Source organism: Nocardia arseniciresistens, assembly GCF_046764875.1.
In the GTDB taxonomy this organism is placed as follows: Bacteria; Actinomycetota; Actinomycetes; order Mycobacteriales; family Mycobacteriaceae; genus Nocardia; species Nocardia arseniciresistens.
In genome coordinates this window covers 83,338-102,654 of the sequence record NZ_JBKORD010000010.1, presented here as the reverse complement: position 1 = coordinate 102,654, position 19,317 = coordinate 83,338, and the positions used below count along the sequence as shown (strand labels likewise).

The 19,317-nt window shown below is 65.9% G+C and carries 3 protein-coding genes; 1 reads left to right on the top strand and 2 read right to left on the bottom strand.

Annotation, left to right across the window (positions count from 1 at the left end; genetic code table 11):
* The first annotated feature begins 30 nt into the window (after positions 1-30).
* Entirely contained in the window at positions 31-16,311 is a 16,281-nt protein-coding gene (locus tag ACLMAJ_RS19435; protein WP_412015153.1) for a LuxR C-terminal-related transcriptional regulator, read from the top strand.
* A 524-nt stretch (positions 16,312-16,835) separates the two neighbouring features.
* On the opposite strand, the gene ACLMAJ_RS19430 is transcribed toward ACLMAJ_RS19435, so the two are convergent.
* Complete coding sequence (locus ACLMAJ_RS19430) at positions 16,836-18,005, bottom strand: cytochrome P450 (protein ID WP_412015152.1); 1,170 nt, start codon at positions 18,003-18,005, stop codon at positions 16,836-16,838.
* A 230-nt stretch (positions 18,006-18,235) separates the two neighbouring features.
* Positions 18,236-18,820 carry a GNAT family N-acetyltransferase gene (locus ACLMAJ_RS19425; protein WP_412015151.1) on the bottom strand — a complete coding sequence of 195 codons (585 nt, stop codon included), beginning with the start codon at positions 18,818-18,820 and terminating at the stop codon, positions 18,236-18,238.
* Positions 18,821-19,317 lie beyond the last annotated feature (497 nt).

The window sequence follows — 19,317 nt, the reverse complement described above, 5'->3', positions numbered from 1 at the left end:
CGGCCGCCGGATGAGTGGACCGGCTCGACTATGCCGCTATACCTCCCTTCCTGGCTGCCCGCACCCGTCGTGGAGTGCGTGGCGGGACATTTTCCGGTCGGCAACGAAGACGCGATGCGCCGGTGCGGCGACTACTTGTCGGACCAGGCCGATTGGTTCCGCAAACAGGCGGAACACTACGACAACAAGGCCACGCTGCGGCACATCATCCGGGGGCAGACCGGTGACAGCGCCGAAGAGGGGTACCGCCGGACAGCGGAGTATTTCCGTGCCCAAGCCGACGACACCGACACGCTCGCCGAAGAGCAGTACGAGGGAGCCAACAGCCTAGAGCTGCAGAAGTGGACCGTCATCGGATTCGCGGTAATCCTGACCTGGACCCTGGCACACGCCGCCATCACCTTCACCTTCGGTGGTGCGCTGGAGGCCTACATCGCCACAATGCGAACCAAGACCGCGGTGCGGTGGGCCTGGGCGAAAATGTTGCAGTACATTTCCGGGCAGAGCATGCGGCTGGCGGCCGAACGTGGCGCGCTCAGGCTGGCCGGCAAGATGGCGGCGATCGGTGCAATCCAGGGTGGCGGCATCAACGCCGCGGTGCAGCTGAACCAGGTTGCCGACGGCCATCGCGACGAGATGGACCGGAAAGCAGCAGGTATCGCCGGCGGTGCCGGCGGTGTCGGCGGCGGGGTAGGCATGCTCTTCGGCCGGTGGTTCGGAAACCGCTGGGCCATACCGGCGACCACCGCCCTGGCCGGGCGGTCCGCCCGCACCGGCGTGCGTCTGCTGGTTCAGGTCTCCGGGACCGCCGTAGTCGGCGCCGGCGGCGGCATCGCCGGTGGTCTGGCAGGTGCCGCAGTGGCGCTGAAACTCTCCGGGGAAGATCTCACCCTCGGTAACTTCTCCGAGGGACTGCTGCCCGCGATCACGGGTGGATTCGTCGGTGCTGCCGCGCACGGTGCCGCAGGCATACGCGCGGCCGCCGCCGATGCCAGCACCCCACCGGCCGGGCGTGGGCAGATGCAGCTCGAAGAGCTCATCGCACTGGCGGGGCCGGAGGCCACTGGAGATCGGTCCGCCCCGCCGTCCGCGGCCGTCAACAAATCGGACTGGAATCCCGTTGGATTGCGGAATGCGTTGCCCGACAATGTCAATTCGGCCGAAGTGGTCGATTTCCGGTCCGGCTCCGCGGCCGCCGACCCGGCCGCCGCGAACCCAATCGCACCGAAATCGCCGGAGCCGCACGCCACTCCGCTCCGGGATATCCTCGCCGCACGCCACAACTCGGAGAACTGGAGCGGACCGAAACAGGCAGGCAGCGAAACCGCCTCCGGAACAACACCCGCGCCGAAGCATCCCGCCGATGGTGCGGCGGTCACGGCGCACCCCGCTCCAGGGGAAAGCCCCAAATCGCCGAGCTCCGTCCCACCGGAACGCGCAACGGTTACCGCACCGAACACGCCGCACCCGGCAGACGGCGCACCTAATCGCGCCCGGCCAGCGGCGGAGGGCGACAACACACACACGCGCCCTGAAGTAAGCACAGCGACGCCGCATCCCGCCGACTCGGAATCCGGATCGGGTGCCGGGCAGGCACGCGGTCACGCCGAAACGAGCGGTGACCGAACACAAGACGGGCCCGCCGCCTCACCGAAGGCAGCCGAGCGTGCGGACCAAGCCACCGAAACCAAGGGAGGTGGGCACTCCACCGACTCCGACGCCGACGCCGACGCCGGCTCCGGCGCAGTGCGGACTCGCGCCGACGGCGATACGGGCGAGGCACCCGCGGCGGCGAAAGACGTATCAGAGCAACCGATTCCGGCGGACTCCGAAGCCGCCCAACCGGCTGCTCGGGCGCCCCGCGTGGTCGACTCCGAGCACACCAAGGCCGGACAACCCGACGGTTCGGCCCCGAAGGCGTCTGATGACAGTCCCGCGCCCACCATGACGGCGGTGGCGGAGCCCGAAGCGCCTGCTGTGAAGCTCGAGGAGCACGGGCGCAACAGCGGCGACCGGCCCGCCGCAGCGGCGCGGCAGCGACCCGCCGGAAAAGCCGTGACCGGCGAGGAAAGACCGCCCGCGGGATCCGACTCGCGCGCTGCCCCGGGAGACCGCCCACCACGGGTCTCGGCCCCGAAACCCGCTGCGGGAGAACGTCCTCCGGCGGTCGACCCGCACGAGGCGTCGCGCGGCCGCGGCCAGGACGACGCTCCTTCGCGCGAGCCGGAGCCCGAACACGGCCGCGCGATCGATGACGGCCCCGAGCAGCAGGCCAACGACCATCCCGACGCCACCGGTACTCGCGACAAGCCCGAATCCGAGGCCACCGGCAAGGAGCCCGAGCCGGAACACACGCGTTCGGACGAGGAGGGCGTCCGAACGCAGGCCGACGACGACCCCGAGGCCACCGGCACGCGTGGTGAGCCCGAGCCGGAGCATGCGCGCGCAGACGACGACGGCGATCAGCATCGTGGTGACGAGCAACCCGACGCAGGCGAGGATTCCGCCAAGGCGCTGGCGCGGGCGTATCGGGCCCAGGCTGATGACATCCTCATGGAGTACGAGTCCCGAGACTGGAGCACCGTCTCGGACCAGGAGCTGAAGGCGATGCTGTTCAGCGGCAACGACCGCGAGGCCGCCCTGGCCGTGATCGAGGTGATCAATCGCGGCGAAGGCAAGGTCCTGCGCTGGACCCAGGTGATGGGAATGCTGGCCGTACGCGACGGTCATGTGGGCAGGATGCAGGCGGGTGAGGGTAAGACACTGGTATTCCAGGCCGCGTCGGCATTGCGAGCCGCCCGGGGCGAGCCGGTGCGGGTGCTCACGACCATGGACACCCTCGCACTCGAGGCATACGACATCGGTCAGAAGTTGTTCGGGAACTACGGCTTCGATATCCGCCTCATGAACCCGGACAATCCTTATGCACCGGTGGCCGAGGGCCAGGCCACGATCTCCTTCGGCACGCTGCACGCGGACGGCTTCGGCGAACTCCGCGGCAATGTCGCGCCCGGCAGGATCAAACAGGTCGACGAAGTCGACGCGGCCGTCAAGGGGTCGGTGTTCATCCTCTCCGAGGGTGCCGGCAACGCTGCCAGTCCGGAGGTAACCGCACGAGTCGAGGATGTCCACGGCTTCCTCCGGGACGCTGTGAAGGCCGGGCTGCTGAGCAGGGCTGATTTCGTTCGTGCCGCCGGGGCGAGCGAAGACCACACCACATTGACCGGAAGCGACCGCGCGAAGGTCGAGCACATCCTCGGTGGCGAACTGACCGCGAAGCTCGAGAAAATCATCGGCCGCATCCCGAGCGAGTCCGAGGCGCACCGGATCGCCATGGCCGCCACCGCCGAGTGGCGCTACACCGAGAACGACGACTACGTGGTCTGGCATCACCCCGAACTCGGGCCGGAATTCCGTACCGACAGCGACGGGAACGTCCTGGTCGTCGACGGCAAGAAAGTACTGAACCCGGATTCCCACAAGGTCTACATCATCGATCAGACCACGCACAAGGTGATGTTCGATGCGGAGACCTCGACCGAGAGTCGTTGGAACGGTGGGCTGGCTCAGGCCGTCGAAGCCAAGCACGGCATCCGGATCCGCGCCGATCCCACCAGCACCAAAACCGTCACCGTGCGGGAGCTGTTCTCCTCGGAGCTGTGCGACGAGTTCAGCGGCCTGTCTGCCACCACCGACAACGCCGACGCCGAACTGCGGCAGATCGGAACGGGCGGTGCCGACAATTCCACGCGGGAGATCATCGACATTCCCCGCTTGAAACCGTCGCAGCTGGAGGGGGCCGACCCCGCCAACGACATCCGTGTCGGCACCCAAGGAGAGAAGCACGAGGCGATGGCCGCCGGCGTAGCCGAGATGCACGCCACCGGTCGCCCGATAGAGGTAATCTGCGACCGCAACAGTGAGGTTGCCTCGGTATCGGCGAAGCTGACCGCGCGAGGCATCGAACACGTTGCCGTCGATGCGAAATGGTTCCTCGAGCACGGTGTCACCGCCGAAGCCGATCTGCTGGCGATCTTCAAGGAGGCCGGCAAGGAGGGCATGGTCCTTGTCATCAACCGGCAGGGTGCGCGCGGTGTCGACATTCCCATCAGCCCCGAGATCAACGAGCGTGGTGGGCTGCATGTCCTGAAGTCCAGCCGGTCGGCCGAACACCGCGACATCGACATCCAGGCCGAGAACCGCACCGCTCGCAGCGGCGGCAAGGGCAGCGTCCAGTACTACGTCGCATTGGACGATCCCCTGTTCGCCAAGAGCCCCCGGGCTCAGATCTCGGTCATCCGATACATCGCCGCCGAGACCCAGCACGAGTCCGCGCTCGCCCAACATCAGGCCGCTGTCGCCGAGCATCGCGCAGCGCCCACCACGGAATCCCGGCAGAAACTCGACGCCGCCGGCAACAACCTCGAGAACAGCCGAAAGAGCCTCGCCGCGGCGGAAGCCGACGTCCGCGGGCTGGTGTCGAAACTCCAGCCCGCTGGCGTCGTCCGCCCCACTACCGATCCAGCCTCGGCTCACCTGCCCAACGCGCCACCGGCCTCGGGGCACGATCCCGCCGCCACACCGGCCTCGGGACAACCACGACATCAGCCGCCAGAGCCTCCACCACAGGCCACGGCCGTCACCACCACCGCTCCGGCTGACTCTGTCGCCGCGACCACCGCAGTTGGTACACCGGCTTCGGTTGCGCCCCCGGCTACGGCCGGTGCGCAGGCCGCGGCTGCGGCAGTCCCGGCCGGCACACCGGGATTTACGGCGCCCGGCGCGTCGGACAATGGCGGTGCGAACAGGCTGGATACGGGAAGGCCGAGCGATCGGCCGGACTTCGAACCACTCGCCGCCGATGCTGCGAAAGCGACTGGCACCCAGCACATCGTCAGTGCTGCCGCGACTGCCGCCGCAGCGAGCGCATCGGACGAAGGCCGATCGGACGACCGCACGACCGACGGCAGTGCCGACTCCGCGACGTCCGCCGCTCATCCGACGAGCGCACAGGGCAGTCAGCACCGTGCGGCAGCACCCACTGCCGAAGCAGTGCAGACGCCGGGCATGCCGGCCACCGACGGTGCCCGACCCAATGACGACCAGGACGCTGCCGGAACCGCCGCGAACCCGCGCTCAGCAGGGGACCCCGCGGCCGACACGAATGTGCCATCCAGCGGTCGGCAGAACGATTCACCGTCTGTCCTCGACACCCGTAATACGAATGGCGACAACGTCTTCCAGGACATCGTGGGGGCGTTGCGGGCCCCCGGCGCACAGGCCGCGCTCTTCGCGCCGGTGACGCAGGCCATCGACGCGGCAACGCACACACAGACCGGGACGCACCCCACCGGAAGCGAGGACCTGACCGAAGCCGCCCGAAATATGCTGCACACCGGCCTGAACCACCTCACGCTGGAACAGCGGCAACTGGTCGCCGACGCGGCGCAGACGGTGCAGCAGGGCGATGGCCTCACCGCCGCGCACACCGAGGCCATCGCACAGCTGGGCGAGCAGCTACGGGCACTGGGCGAGAACGCCCCACAGCACATGCCGGATCTGGCGGCCATCGAGGCCGAGGTACTCACCTTGGTCGCGAACGACATAGCGCTCGAAACCATCTGCGCCACGTTGGGGATGACGCAGCGGGCGGTGCGCGGTCACATCGCCCGGGCGGGGATGAAGCTCGGCACCAGAGGCGATGTCGCGACGATGACAGCGGCGCTGAGTCGCGGGCAGCTCGCCGTCGGTGCGCCCGACCACAGCCGTCCACTGTCGAATGCGGCGACCCACGGCACCCTGACCCCGCGTGAGGTCGAGGTGCTGGAGCTGGCGACCGTAGGACTGTCACCCGCCGCGATCGGCGAACAGCTCACGATCACCAAGGATGCCGCCGCGGCCCATCTCGCGCGCGCCGGCCGCAAACTCGGTGCGGTCGGCCTGATTCCGACCGTGGTGCAGGCGGTATTGCAACGAGTCGTCGCCGGTGCGGGACCGCAGGTCTTCGCGCCGCGGACGGATTCCCGGCAGGTTGCGGACGCTGCACCCGCCGTTGCGGATCCGGCACCGGTCGCGGAGTCCGAGCGACTCACCAAGCAGGCCGTCGCCGCCGAATTGTTCGATGCCTACGGCGTCGAGGTCCTCGGGTTGGACAAGGCGTGTATTTCGGTGGCCACGGCCTTGTCCGTCAGGAACGCGATAGTGGACGCGTTCGACGAGGACCCGTTCATCCGTCTCGACGTCATTCTGGTGGCGCCCATGGCGGATATGACGGGAGCAGTCATCTGGGACGCCGGCGGCATTACCGACACGCTACCGGTCGTCATGGTGCTCAACGAGAATCTCTTCGGCAATCCGCAGGAGTTTCGCAATGCCATGGACACGGCGGTCCGCAAGGGCCGATTGATGGCTCCCACCGGCGATCCGGTGTACGACTCCATCAGTCACGAGATGTCACACCTACGCGACCAGGCCGCTCGACTCGGGAACTACGCCGATTCGGTGGAAGCACGGGCATTCGGCTTCCTGTACTCGCATTTCATGGGTCTGCGGGCGGCCGGTTCGCTGCCGAGTGACACTCGGTTCGACGACTGGATGGGACAGCTCGACGGATACAGCCGCGGCAGGAAGGCGCTGCGCGAGGACGACCGGCTGTTCGAGGCGTTCGACTCGTGGGTGAGCAGTTTCGACAGCCAGGAGTCGATCGAGGCGTGGGCACTGCGGGCCGGGCTGTCGACCCGAGACGGCAAGGTCGAGCTCGAACCGCTGTACCAGGCATGGCTACAACGACTCGACGTCGGCACCCGCGAACGGATCATCCAGGCCGAGCCCGGCTCGAAGCCGACCTTGGGCACCCTCCCGGTGTTCAACCCGGCGGAGGCACTAGCCGAGGCGAACAACGCCTTCGGCAGGAGCGCGCCGAAGGATTTCACCCATCCGGCCTACGCACTTCAAGCGCTGCTGCGCGGAGTCCCGGTCGCCGAGGTGTGGCGAAACGCCGAGCACCGCAACGCCCTTGCCGCTGCGCGCGCGAGCAATCCCGGCCTCACCCCAGTCGCTTCCAGCTTCCGTCCCAGCGTCGGTCCGGACGGCATCGCGAGAAAGCTCGCCCAGGCATGGCGCGCCATGTCTCCCGAGGACCGCGCGGCCTGCGCGGATCAGGCTCCGGCTTTCCTGAACCCCGGCGGGCCGCAGGGTTTCGTCCTCCACGAACTGGACCGACTCGAGAACGAACACCGCGAAACCGCCGCCTCCTACGGGGCCCCAAGCGCCGATCAGACGCCCCCGCAAACACCCGAACCGACTGCAGCGAAGAAGAATTCAGCCGCGGCGAAGGCGCGTGAACGCTGGAAGGACAAATCGGCCCTTCCGGCGGAGTTGTGGCAGCAACCCGGCGTAACACCCACACAGAGAAGCTATCCGGCGGCCATCGACCTCGGCGACACCTCCGACGGAGACAAAGAGATCAAGCAGGCGATCGCGGCTCAGTTGTTCACGACGTTCGGCATCGAGGTGTTGGGGCTGGACAAGCCCGGCGTCACCGTCGAGACGGCTCTGTCCATTCGGAATGCCGTTGTCGATGCGCTGGGCGAGGACTCCGCTGCCCGCCCCAACGCGATCGTTGTCACCCCCCTGCCCGGTTCGCAGTACGCCAGCGTCCTTCCGGTTCTCGGTGAGCCGGGCGTCGTGGTATTCCTGAACGAGACGTACTTCGCCGATACCGAGCTGTTCACCGCCTCCAGAAACGACGACGTCAGCCGCGGCTTCGCTGCGGCACCGACGGGTGACCCCGTCTACGATGCGCTGCGCCACGAGTTGGCGCACGCACGAGACGCGGCCGAGACCCTCATGAGGAACCCGCCGCCGATCGACCCCGTCCTCTACACGCAACTCGTGGAGCAACGGCGTTCAGGGGACCTCCCCACGGATGCCAGGTTCGACAGGAGGGCCGACTATCGGAATCAGCTGGCCCCGAGAGCCTTCGGATATCTGCACGAATACTTCATGGGACTGCGCGCTCAGGGCAAGGTGCCGCCGAACGCTCGTTTCGACCAGTGGCTGGACCAGCTCGACACATACAGCAAGGTAGGAAAAGAGGAGCCGAGGAACGCCACATACCGCTCCGGAGACCAGCCCGACGAGGGTGAGGATTGGTGGGGTCAGGAGCTGGTCTTCAATCCCGTTGAGGCTCTGGCCGAAGCCGACATTTCCTTCGGCCGGTCGGCGCCGGTGGATCCCACGCATCCGGTGTATGCCTTGCGGGGCCTGCTGAACGGACGCACGGTCGAGCAAGCTCTGCAAGACGACGGGCCGGCCGATGCCGCCACTGCCCCCCTGTACAACCAGGGCTCCGTTCCGGTCGGTTCAGGGACGGTCGCTAGTTTCGCACCCGACGGTGTCCTCGCCGGGCTGACCCGGAAGTGGCGTGGGATGAGTGCCGCGGCTCGAGCCGAGTACAGGGAGCGGGAACCGGACCTGGTGATCGACGAGGGCGACGGCTCCGTTACCCACGTCCTCGACGACCTCGTCCGGCAGTTCGATCAGCAGCCGAACGAACCGACGCCACGCATCGACCCAGTCGCGATCGACCTCGACCACGACGCGGAATCCTCGGATGTCGCGCACCTGCAATCACTCCGCGATGCGGTCGCCGCGAGACATTATGGCGCAGAGGCTGATCCGGTGCTGGATCGCGTGATCGGCTTGATTGATGAGTTGCTGGCCGTGCGGCGCGGGACCGATATTCCGGTTTCGCAGGAGCGGCTGCGGTTGCTGGAGCAACTCGCGTACCAGACGGCGGGGTGGTTGGCACGTTCGGATGAGGCAGCGGCTGCCGGCACCGCATACGACGAGGGCCTGAGAGAAGGGACAACCGCTGCCCTGCGTGCTCGGCAGGAGGCCGCGGAGATTCGGCTGGGAACGGCGCTCGCCACGTTCTCGGCGGTCTGGAACCGAATTCACCAGGCGCCCGAGGATATTCCGGCACAGCCCGCGGAACACCTTGTCACCGGCGAGCTCGAGCGGCTTCAGGATGTGGCCGAGGCGATATTCACGGATATGGCGGACGCCGGGAACGAGGCCGACAAGGTCGATCTTGTGCACCGCGAGCAGCTTGCCGAGGCCACGCGGCGATACGACATGTTGCGAAACATGTCGGAGTATCTGGAACAACTGCTCGCCTTCGCGGAGCAGCCCGATCCGGCGACGATGAGCCGGGCGCGCCGCATACTGCTGCTTGATCACTTCCGTGCTGTATCGGACCTGTTGGCGGCCAACGAAATTCGCGATGACGCTGAAGGCCGCGTCGCTGCGGCGACCGAACGAAAACTACGAGCCGCCCAAGCCGAAGAGAACTACGGCATGGCCGACCGCGGGATGCGCAATATCGCCGAGATGCTGGGGGAACCGCAACACAACGTGGCACCGGCAGACTCAGGGCTGCCCGCCGCACCCGTTGTATGGCCGGGCGCCGACGGACAGCCCGCATACGTCGCATCTACCGAAACACCTGGGCCTGCACAGAACTCATCCGATCAGCTCGGGCCGGCGGCAACCACCCGAACTGTTGCGCCACAGTCGAACTCCGCCACCGCGTCCTCACCGTGGAAGCGGGGCGGGACATCCGCCAATCGCATCAACCCCGTTGCCATCGATCTCGGCGACGACAGCCAGGACCCCACGGCGGCAGGAAACAGACCCCGGCAGCGAGCCACCTCGGCCTCATCCGCAACACCATGGACCGACACCGGTACCGCCCGCGACCAACAGGCCACCGAATCGCACAGCAGCGCAGGTGAATCCGATTCAGAGCAGCTCCGCCAGCTGACCAGCCGACATCGCGACGCCGGTGCACCGCAACAAGCGGCCGCCCTGATCCGTCACGAGTTCGACATCCAACTTCGCCAGCTCGGCGACGCTCAGGCTCGGCCGGAAACGGACGTCGATCGGGAACTGGTCCAGCAGACCTCGGCGGAGGCCCTCGAGCCCGCCATCGCCGAGCTCACCAATGTTCGCTTCCAGCAAGCGCTGACGCTGCGATTCGTGCGCGGACTGAACCGCACGGAGGCCGCCGCCGAGGTAGGCGTCGCCATCAAGACATTCGAGATGCGCGAGCTTCGCGCCATCCGCGCCGTCGCCGGAGTTTTGCGCACCAGGCTCGAACAACCCGAGGTTTCGCTGGCCGCCGGCGTCCTCATCGGCGCCGGCACGCCGAAGGACTCCAAGCCGGTCGACGCCGAATCGCGGCTCGCGGAGCTGCCTGCCCCCGACGGCTTCAAGCGTGCCGGGCAACTTTTCGTACCCGAAGGTGTCGCTGATAGCACTGCCCCGCAACAACTTCCGGCTGCCAAACGCGATCATCGGGCGCACCGCACGTCTGCCAAACGCGATCATCGGGCGCACCGCACGTCTGTTCCGCAGGTGACCGATCCCCTCGCCCCCGTCGTCGATGTGAACACCGCGCTGGACCTCCCGGGCCGGACAGCAGCGCCGGCGTTCGGTTTCGATCCGGTGCGCAATGGTGCGTATGTCGATCGTCATCGCAAGGACGGGACACCGTGGTTCAAGCGGCGACGCGCAGACAGCACGCCCGCGGGCACCGATGACACGAGCCTTCCTGCCACACCGGCAACCGAACCCGATGTGGCATCAAAGCCCGGCATCTTGAAAAAAACCTTCAAATCGGATATCAAAACCCGCTTCTACACTTCGGTGGGAGCCACTCTGAGTACCCAAGGCCTGATCGCCACTACCCCCTTTTCGATACTTGCCAGCGGCGGCTCGCTGAATGTGGCCGGCTGGACGACCTCCCTCGCATTTGGAACCCAATTTATAGTTACATCTGTCGCTGGGCCGATTGCGGACGGGAAAGACCCCCGCCAAACGCTGAAACTGGCAACAGCCGGTGCGGCCGGAGTGGGGTTTGCCAGCCTCGCCTATCTCGCGGCCGATCTACCCGGAACCGTAGGGGCCATCATAGTCACCAATCTCTCCGTCACGGCCCTCGCCTCCCTCATCAAGACAGCCAACCTTGTCTACGCCAAACAGCTGATGGAATCAAAGGCAGAAGAAAAGACCGCGGACAACCTCAAGCTTCTGGAAAATGCCCTCGGCAGTGCAGGCGGCAGATCCATGACCGGACTCGTGCAATCAATCCCGCTACTCCCGTACGCGGCCACCGCGGCGACCAACACCCTATATCACCTGGCACTGAACACGCTTCCAGCGGCGGAGCCGGGAGAGGGAGCAAAACCGAGCTTAAAGGATGGCTTCCGCGAGATATGGCGAGATCGCTTCATGCGCGGCTTCATCTCAATGAATTTACCTGCACTATTCGTATCCACGACAATGGGTACGCATATGGCGGCGGTCGCCACGGCCAATGAGTACTCGGTAGGCACACTGAGCGCGGTCTCGGCAGCAAATTCTATCGGACTCATGATTGCGTATGCGGTGCCGCAGAAACTCGTCGACCGAGTCATCGACCGGCCCTCCGGTACCAGAGAATTCGATATCCTTTCAAAGCTGTCCTGGGCCGGCCCCGCGATCGCGTATGCGACCACCGGCGATCCGATTGTCATCGGATCTCTTCTGGGTGTGGTCGGTTTTATGAACGCGTTCAACAACAAGATCTTCAACGCGCACTTTTCACGCGTAGTCGACCGAAAGGTAAACGGCAGCGCCTGGGCGGCCCTGGATACCGTCGGCAACGCGGGTGGATTCCTTGGCGGCGCAGTCATCGGCTCCATGCTGAGCAGCTTCGGGAACGCAACAGGGTGGATAGAAGCGGGCCTGATGGCCGGATCGGCCGTCGGAGGAATAGCTGTCGGGCGCGCCGACTGGAAACCGAAGAGCTTCATCACACCGGCTGCCATGCCGCAACCACAAGTCCTGCCACGCCAACGGCCACTGTTCAAAGCCCTCGTTCGCCGCGACAACGGCACACCGGTGGTAGACCTGGTGAACAGCACCCCGGCCCTCGGCGATGGTCTCCACGGCGTGACCGTTGCCATCCCTGTCGCCAAGCCGGGATTGCCTGCACCGCAAGCGAATACGACGGCACAGCCGAGCGTGATTCCGGCCGCGGGGGACCACGGAAAGGTGACCTCACCATCGCCTGTCGGCGAATCGAGGAACCCGTACCCCGCACCTGCACATACTCCCGGCCTGGACTCCTGGTTCCGCACTCCCCTCGATCCCGATGCGGCCGCACGGCGGCCGCGGGCGGCCCCGCCGGCGGCCCCGGACGACAGCGCCATCACCGAGGCCATAGACCGTTTGCCTTATCGCGCAGAAGCATTCGCCCGCGCCGAGTCGCTTCCCGACCGGGCAGGCACCGCCGGCGCCTACCTCGGCGACCTGATGATCGCAGCCGGGCACACCTTCGATACCGGCGACATCGCCACCGGCACAACATATCTGAAATCCGCGGTCGAAATCCTCACCGCGATCGAACCCACCATCGGCACCGCCCGCACCGCCCGCGCCGAGCTCGAACAACTGCATACGGCACTTGTCGCGGCCACCGACGAACAAGCTTCCCGGCGAGTCGCCGAAACTCTCACCGACCTGCATGAGGTCGTAGACGAGGCAGTGACTACTCTGCGCGCCATCGGGTGCGTCAACCATGTGGCGCGAACCGTCTGGGCACACGGCTACAACCGGGGAGTCCTCCCCGAGTACTACGCCACCGACCTCGACGCCCTACACCGCGCCATCGGCGCCCGACTACACCCGGTCCCCACCCAACAAGTCCCGCAAACCGGCACGACTATCACTCCTCTGACAGCAATCCGCAACGCACTGGGCGATGGGGAAATGGCCGTCGTCACCGCCGCCGACACCAGAACCGCGCACGCATGGACCATCCAGAACATCGGCGGCGAATTCTTCGTCACCGACAACCTCATCCCCGACGAACCCGGTATCCCCCGTATGCGCCCCATCGAGGACTGGGAAACCCCCTACAGCGACGACACCAACCCCAACCTCCGCTACTACGCCGCCTTCCTCGGAACCGCGGAAGACACCGGGCTCCCCCTGCACATCGACGACAACGCCGCCGACGAACTAGCCAAAGTCCCCATCCTCGGCAAGCCCGCCGACGCAGACCCCGACCCGACGCCGAAAACCTCGCCGACCGCGGCAACCGACGCCGGTGCCGCGAATCCGGCTGCCCCGACGGCCGAACCCTCTAGTGCCGACGGCCGCAGCGAGGACGGACAGCCGCAGCCGCGGGATGAGCCGGAAGACGGGCCGGGGTCGCCGACCGGCGAGGTTGCAGCATCTGTCCCCGAAGACGGGGCGGCCCGTTCCTTCGAGTTCCGAGCCGGCGCGAATCCCGAAGAAGTGCTACAGCAGACCGCCGAGTTGATCGATCAAGTGACGCCGGGATTCCCTCCGGAGACGGTGGCGGTCAGCAAGGAGCTGGTGCGGCGGATGATCGGGCTGACCGCGGGATTCGACGCGATCGAGCATGGTCTGATAACGGTGACGCGCATGCACGAATGGGCAGCTCAGCCGGTGCTGATCGAGCTCTGGGATGGTTCCGAGCAGGTGGCGACCTGCTTCGTGGAGACTCCCTACGCGTGGGAATTGGGGGTGGCGCAACTCTCGGCCGCAAGCTCCGAAGTTGAACTTATGGTGGACAATGCGCTCTGGCCACTGGGTGACCAGTCGGCGGCAGGGGGTGCGGCATTAGCGGAGTTGGCCAACCATTTCACCACGATCGACCGTGGCTGGTTGCAGGTTACTTCTGCTCTCGATGAGCAGGACTCGCAGCAGCTGCTGGCGCAGATCGGCGGGGAGGAAGGCATCGCCGAGGTGACGCTGGCAGTACCGGACGGTGGCAGATCGAGCGAGCCGCTGCTGCAGATCGCACTGACGATCGAGCCTCAACAGAATCCGAGTGTCGCGATCACCGCCGCTCGAGGAGTGGTTCGAGCGCTGACCGAAGGGTGGCCGCCGGGCCAGGATCTCGCCGCAAGAAACGCGGCGGAGCGAACACTGCGAGAAAGCACGGCGCAGCAGAGCGGCGACCCGACGCTGCATTGCCAATTCACGATCGAGGTCGACGGAGCCCCCGGCGTCCGAGTGCTGCAGTGCAGCATCCAGGATATTTTCACCACCGGATCGTCGTGGTACGAGAACACCGTCTTCGAGGCTGTGGTCGAACCCGAGCCGATGGGCGCCCCCGTCGCAGACGCGGTACTGCAGGAACTGGTTATCGAGCCTGATTCCGATCCAGCTGAGGCCACCGAGGCGGCGGCCGCGCTGATCGAGGATGCGGGCCAGTTCGTCTGGTCTCCGCAACAAGACGGCCTGTCAGTACTTTTCGCCGAGGCCATGATCGGCAATATCGTGAATCACCCTGGTGCTGCTGGTGAGTTGGTGGCGAGCATGGTCCGGGTCGGCGACCGCGAGTTTGTCGGACTTCAAGTGAATGTCAGCTCTCGCAATACCGGCGATATCGACGAAACCGCGGTGTTGGGGCTACTCCCCTACTACGCCGATCATTTCGGCGTGGAGGTGACCGGACCGGACAGTTTCACGGTATGGGCGACTCTCGGCGACGACACCGCCGAGGGGGCCGACTTGGCGACCACCATCGCCAATCGTGAAGCGGAGATGGATGATTCGGTTGTCACAGATCCGGCACCGCGAGGTTTGAGCGATGCGCTGCGATCGGCGACGCACATGAGCATCGTTCAACTGACGGCAGCGGCACGCTCTGGTTGCACCGGCGATCTGGCATTGACCGCTACCGAGGTGGGTCCCGGACAGGTTCAGTTAGTAGTCTCCGACCGTTCCGGTACGCCGCAACCGCTGTTGTCGGCTGTGGCCGAAGCTGAAGACGGCCCCACGACCCATGCGGTATTCCGTTCCTCGGGTATGGAGGCCACCTGGTGGTCCGTAGAGGAAGGGCATGAGGTCGATGCCGCGGTCACCCGGATCACTCGCCGGATCCGCAGCGAAATGCTGCGGCACGGCTGGACCGCTCCGGACCACCTCGACGCCGCCGACCTGGTGGTGTCGCGGAAGCTGCGGTCGCTGTGGACAGCCGATCACATCGACCAGCCGTGGCGGATAAACGTGGCGGTATCCGGCGAGCCGGGTGCCAAGGTTGTGACCGTCAAAATTGGTTCTGCGGACACGCAGACCGAAGAAACTCCCGCGGTGATCGAGCTCTTCCAGCGCACTGCACAGTCGGACCCGAATTCCAGCGCTATCAGGCGGCTCTTCGGCGGCAACGGATGGTTCGACGAGCTGTTCTTCTCCGCCGGCACGGATTCGATCACGAACGCGAGCGATATCTTCGAGGGCACCGACTCACATTCACATGTCGAACGGTTCGTGACCGCCGATGCGGGTGCCGATCGGACAGCCGTAAACACGGAGATCAACAGACTGGTCGATACAGCCGTCAAGGCTGTGCCCGCCGTGCGCGCGAGAGCCCGCAGGCTACTCAAGGCATTGGTCGACCAGTTGCTGCTGAACCCCGGTCGCGAAGGTGTCGTCGCCGTGACCGTTGCCATGGGACCGGCAGGCTTGGAGTGCCGAGTTACGTTGGCAGATCGACATTCCCGAGCTCCGCAGGTTATTTCACGCGCCAGGGACCTGATCAGCCCGGAGCTCGCAGACAGAGCGGGGATAGAGCCCCTCGGGCGTTTCGGCACAATAACCTGGGCCGGGTTCGACCTGCCCGACGCTGCCGTTACCACCGGGGGCCCTGGTACTTCGGCAGCTCCCACAAAACCTGCGCGGAACTCGGTTCCAGTCGACCCCGGCGAAGTGCTCGGCAACATCGCGGCGATCCTCGGGGAAATCGACCCGGCACCGACAGCGCCGCCGGCCGCAGCGCCGGTTCGCCGTCCACCTGAAGCCATAACCGGAGACATCGACGAGTTGCTCAGCGAATTTCCCGCGCCACCGCCGGCACCCGACACCCCTGAACCAGTTCAACCGCCCGGCGACACAACCCGCGACATTTCAGCCCAGGCCGAATCCGCGCCGATACCGTGGCGCAACCGGCAAACACCCGCTGCGGGCAGCCCAACGGAACTGCCGCCCGCAGCGGGCGAATCACAGCAACCAGACGTCCCTCTGGAAACGGAAGCCCCGAGCGCGGCGGCGCGGTCCTGGATCGACACCGACCAATCGCCGACACCGTGGGGCGCTCGCGCTGCGGAGCGACTCGCCGCGGCGGCACCACAGCAATCGGTCGACGCGCCCGAGGCCAACCCCCAGCCACTCCCCCCTCCGCAAACCCGGACAGAATCAGTACCAGGCACCCGCACCGATGACCAGGGTTGACCTGGCCCGCAACCTCTATCACCGCCCCGAAGTACACGCCGCCGTGGTTGCGGTGCTGGATCAGCTGGAGGAGGTCATACACGGGCTGTTCCCGATAGCAACCGACGAGCAGGTTCGGGCAGCGTTCGACGCGACCGAGAACACGCTGGTGGGGCGGCATGGCGCCACACCAGGCCATCGACGACCAGGTACCGAGCTCAGCCTGCACGGCTGCGAGCAGCTGAAAACCGCTCGATACGCGGTGTCGGTTTTGGATTGGGCCACACCTCACCCTCGACGTAGTCGACGATCTTGTCCCACCACAATGGTGTCCCCGAATCCCCCATACAGGTTGGGGATCTCGGGACGTTTCATCCACTCCGAAGACCCCGGTGGAAACGCGATGCCATCGGGGACCGATGACCGAGAGCTGGTTGGCGTTGGTCGAGCCATCCAGCCGGTAGCAGAATCATCCGTATTGAGCGGGGTCCCAGGTACGGGTCGGCTTGTTGGTGAAGATGAACCGCAATGCCTTGATCATGATGTCACCTCCTTCCTGGGGCTCGGTCGGGCGCGGACAGGGCTTGTGGGGTACGCCGCAGGGTGAACGGCCTGGGGGTCGCGGCATTGGTCACGATCGGGCGGGTATCACCGCCGCCGATGACGCGCAGAGAGGTGTTCTCGATGAGGGTGGTGGCTGCATCGGTGACCAGATCGTGGGCTACCGCGGCGCCGGCGCAGGTGAAGGGGCCGGAACTGAAGGGCACAAATGGGCCGTGTTCGCTCGGTCGAATCCAGCGGTCGGGTTGGAATGCCCCTGGTCTGGTCCAGTGTTTGTTGTCGTGATGGAGCAGATAGGGGCTGACGGACAGCAAGTCGCCGGTCTGGAAGGCGATCCCCCCGAACTCGGCGGGACAGGGGACGGGACGGCTGACCATCCAGGAGACCGGCCGGTACCGCAGGGCCTCACGTACCACCCAGTCGACGGGCCAAGGCCATGGTGAGCCGGGAGAGTGGAGACTGCCCAGCAGCACCGACCACGCGAGCGAGTAGCCCAGCGGTCCCACAATGGACCGGAACATCAGCACATACAGCTGCGCCACCGTTGTATCGGCGACGCCGTCGGGACAGGCACCGATCACGGCATCGAGCAGATCCCGTGGTTCGGCTTCCATTGTGCGGCCGGTGGCGCTGCGCCGGTCCCGGATCTGCTCGTTCAGCGCGGTGGACAGCTTGGCGCGCAGCAGCTGCGCCCGCGCCCGCTGCGCCATTCGGGCCGGGCGGAGCGCGCCCACGCGTGCATTTCGCTCCAGTAACTGCCGCAACTCGGGAGAACCATCGGGGTGCAGCAACACGTCCGCGGTGCACCGATACACCAGCTCGACCCCCGCTGCGGGCCAGCGGGTGACGGAGGGCATCTCGATCACCGCCGCCGCCAGGGACTCGCGATACTCGGGCGTATGCGTCCGCAGAATCGCTCGCACCGCGCGGCCGAAATCGACCTGAGCAGACCGCGAAGGCAGCATAGAACCGAAGAACCCGGACTTCCCCGCATTGAAAGCGCGGTCGCTCAACACCGTCAGCGCCAGACCCGTATCGCCGACACACCACCCGCCCCACGGCAACCCGAACACCTCTACCGGGCTGGTCCGGCGCAGATTCTCGAGGAAACCCAACGGATCACGCCGGAACCGGCGCATCTCTGCAAAACCCATCGGACGGTCCTCTCATAGAGAGGGTGAGCGATTCATCAGATGTTTTCGAGCGGATTTATCCACTGGCTGTGCGTACAAACGCAGACCAAGCATAGTCCCGACAAATTTTACAAGCGAGGCCGTGGAGGCCGAGGCGAGTACCCCGGCACCGGCGGGGCCTATCGAACACGGTGCCAGCAGTGATATCGGTTCACGATCACCCGCGACCGCCGGCACCCGGTCATTGAGGTCTAACCGGTGCAAACCCGATCCGCCCCGGCGAGGGTTCCCGTTGCCAGGCGCGCGTACATGAACATGTCGCGGCGTCGATTGCCGACCTTCTGCCACGATCTGAGGAGCCCTTCGCATTCGAAACCGGCTCTCTCCGCAGTGCGGATCGAAGCGCGGTTCCAAGGCTCCACATAGAGCTGGAGCCGTGGGATATGTAGCTCTTCCAGCGCCCACGTAGCCATTGCCGCCAGAGCATGCGCGGCGACGCCATGGCCGCGGGCAGAGCGGACCACCCAGTAGCCGAGCGATGCGCGGCCTTCGTCGATGTCCTTCAACCACAGGTCGATACTTCCCAGTGGTGTGTTGTCCCGTCGCCGGACGATCACCATCGGGTATCCGGTTCGATCGGTCGCTCGTTGCCGCTGGCGTTCGACAAACCGCGTTGCGGCCTCACGCGAGAAGGTCGCCGACGCCGTGGTGATAGGAATCAGGTCGTCGGCAGAGGCTTCCCTGACAAGCTCGAGGTCTGCCGCAGACAACGACCACGGGCGGAGTTCCAAGTCTGCGGTGGCTCTCAGATGCGGTATTTGCAGAGCATCGTCCATGGTCAGCCTCCCCACAATATGCACAGAATATCGGCCCGGTGTCACCATCAACACTTCCATTTCCGAGTACCGCAGGCACACTACGACCCCGCAATTCGATCGCCTTCGACAGGCATCGGCCCGTTCACCGCGCGATAGAGGACCCTTCGCGGCTCCAAGTGCACGGAATTCGCTATCGCGGCCACTGCGTGACTGTATGCCGCGCTGGATTCGCCTACCGCCGACAAGCCGCAGCTCTAGCGGACGCCGGTATTGCCACCGATGGCAACCCGCCTGTTTCAGCACTATCGAATTTGGTGCCACAGTTCCGTGCGGCGATCGCCGAATACGTCCACGCCGTGGACGAACCAAAGACGAAGCAGTCGCGCCGGACTCTGCCCCTGCCCGATAACGTCGCAACGGCGTTGCGGGAGTTGAAGACTCGGCAGAAACGGGAACGGCTCGCGCTCGGACGATCGTGGGACGAAACCACACATGTGTGCTCGGACGAGCCCCGA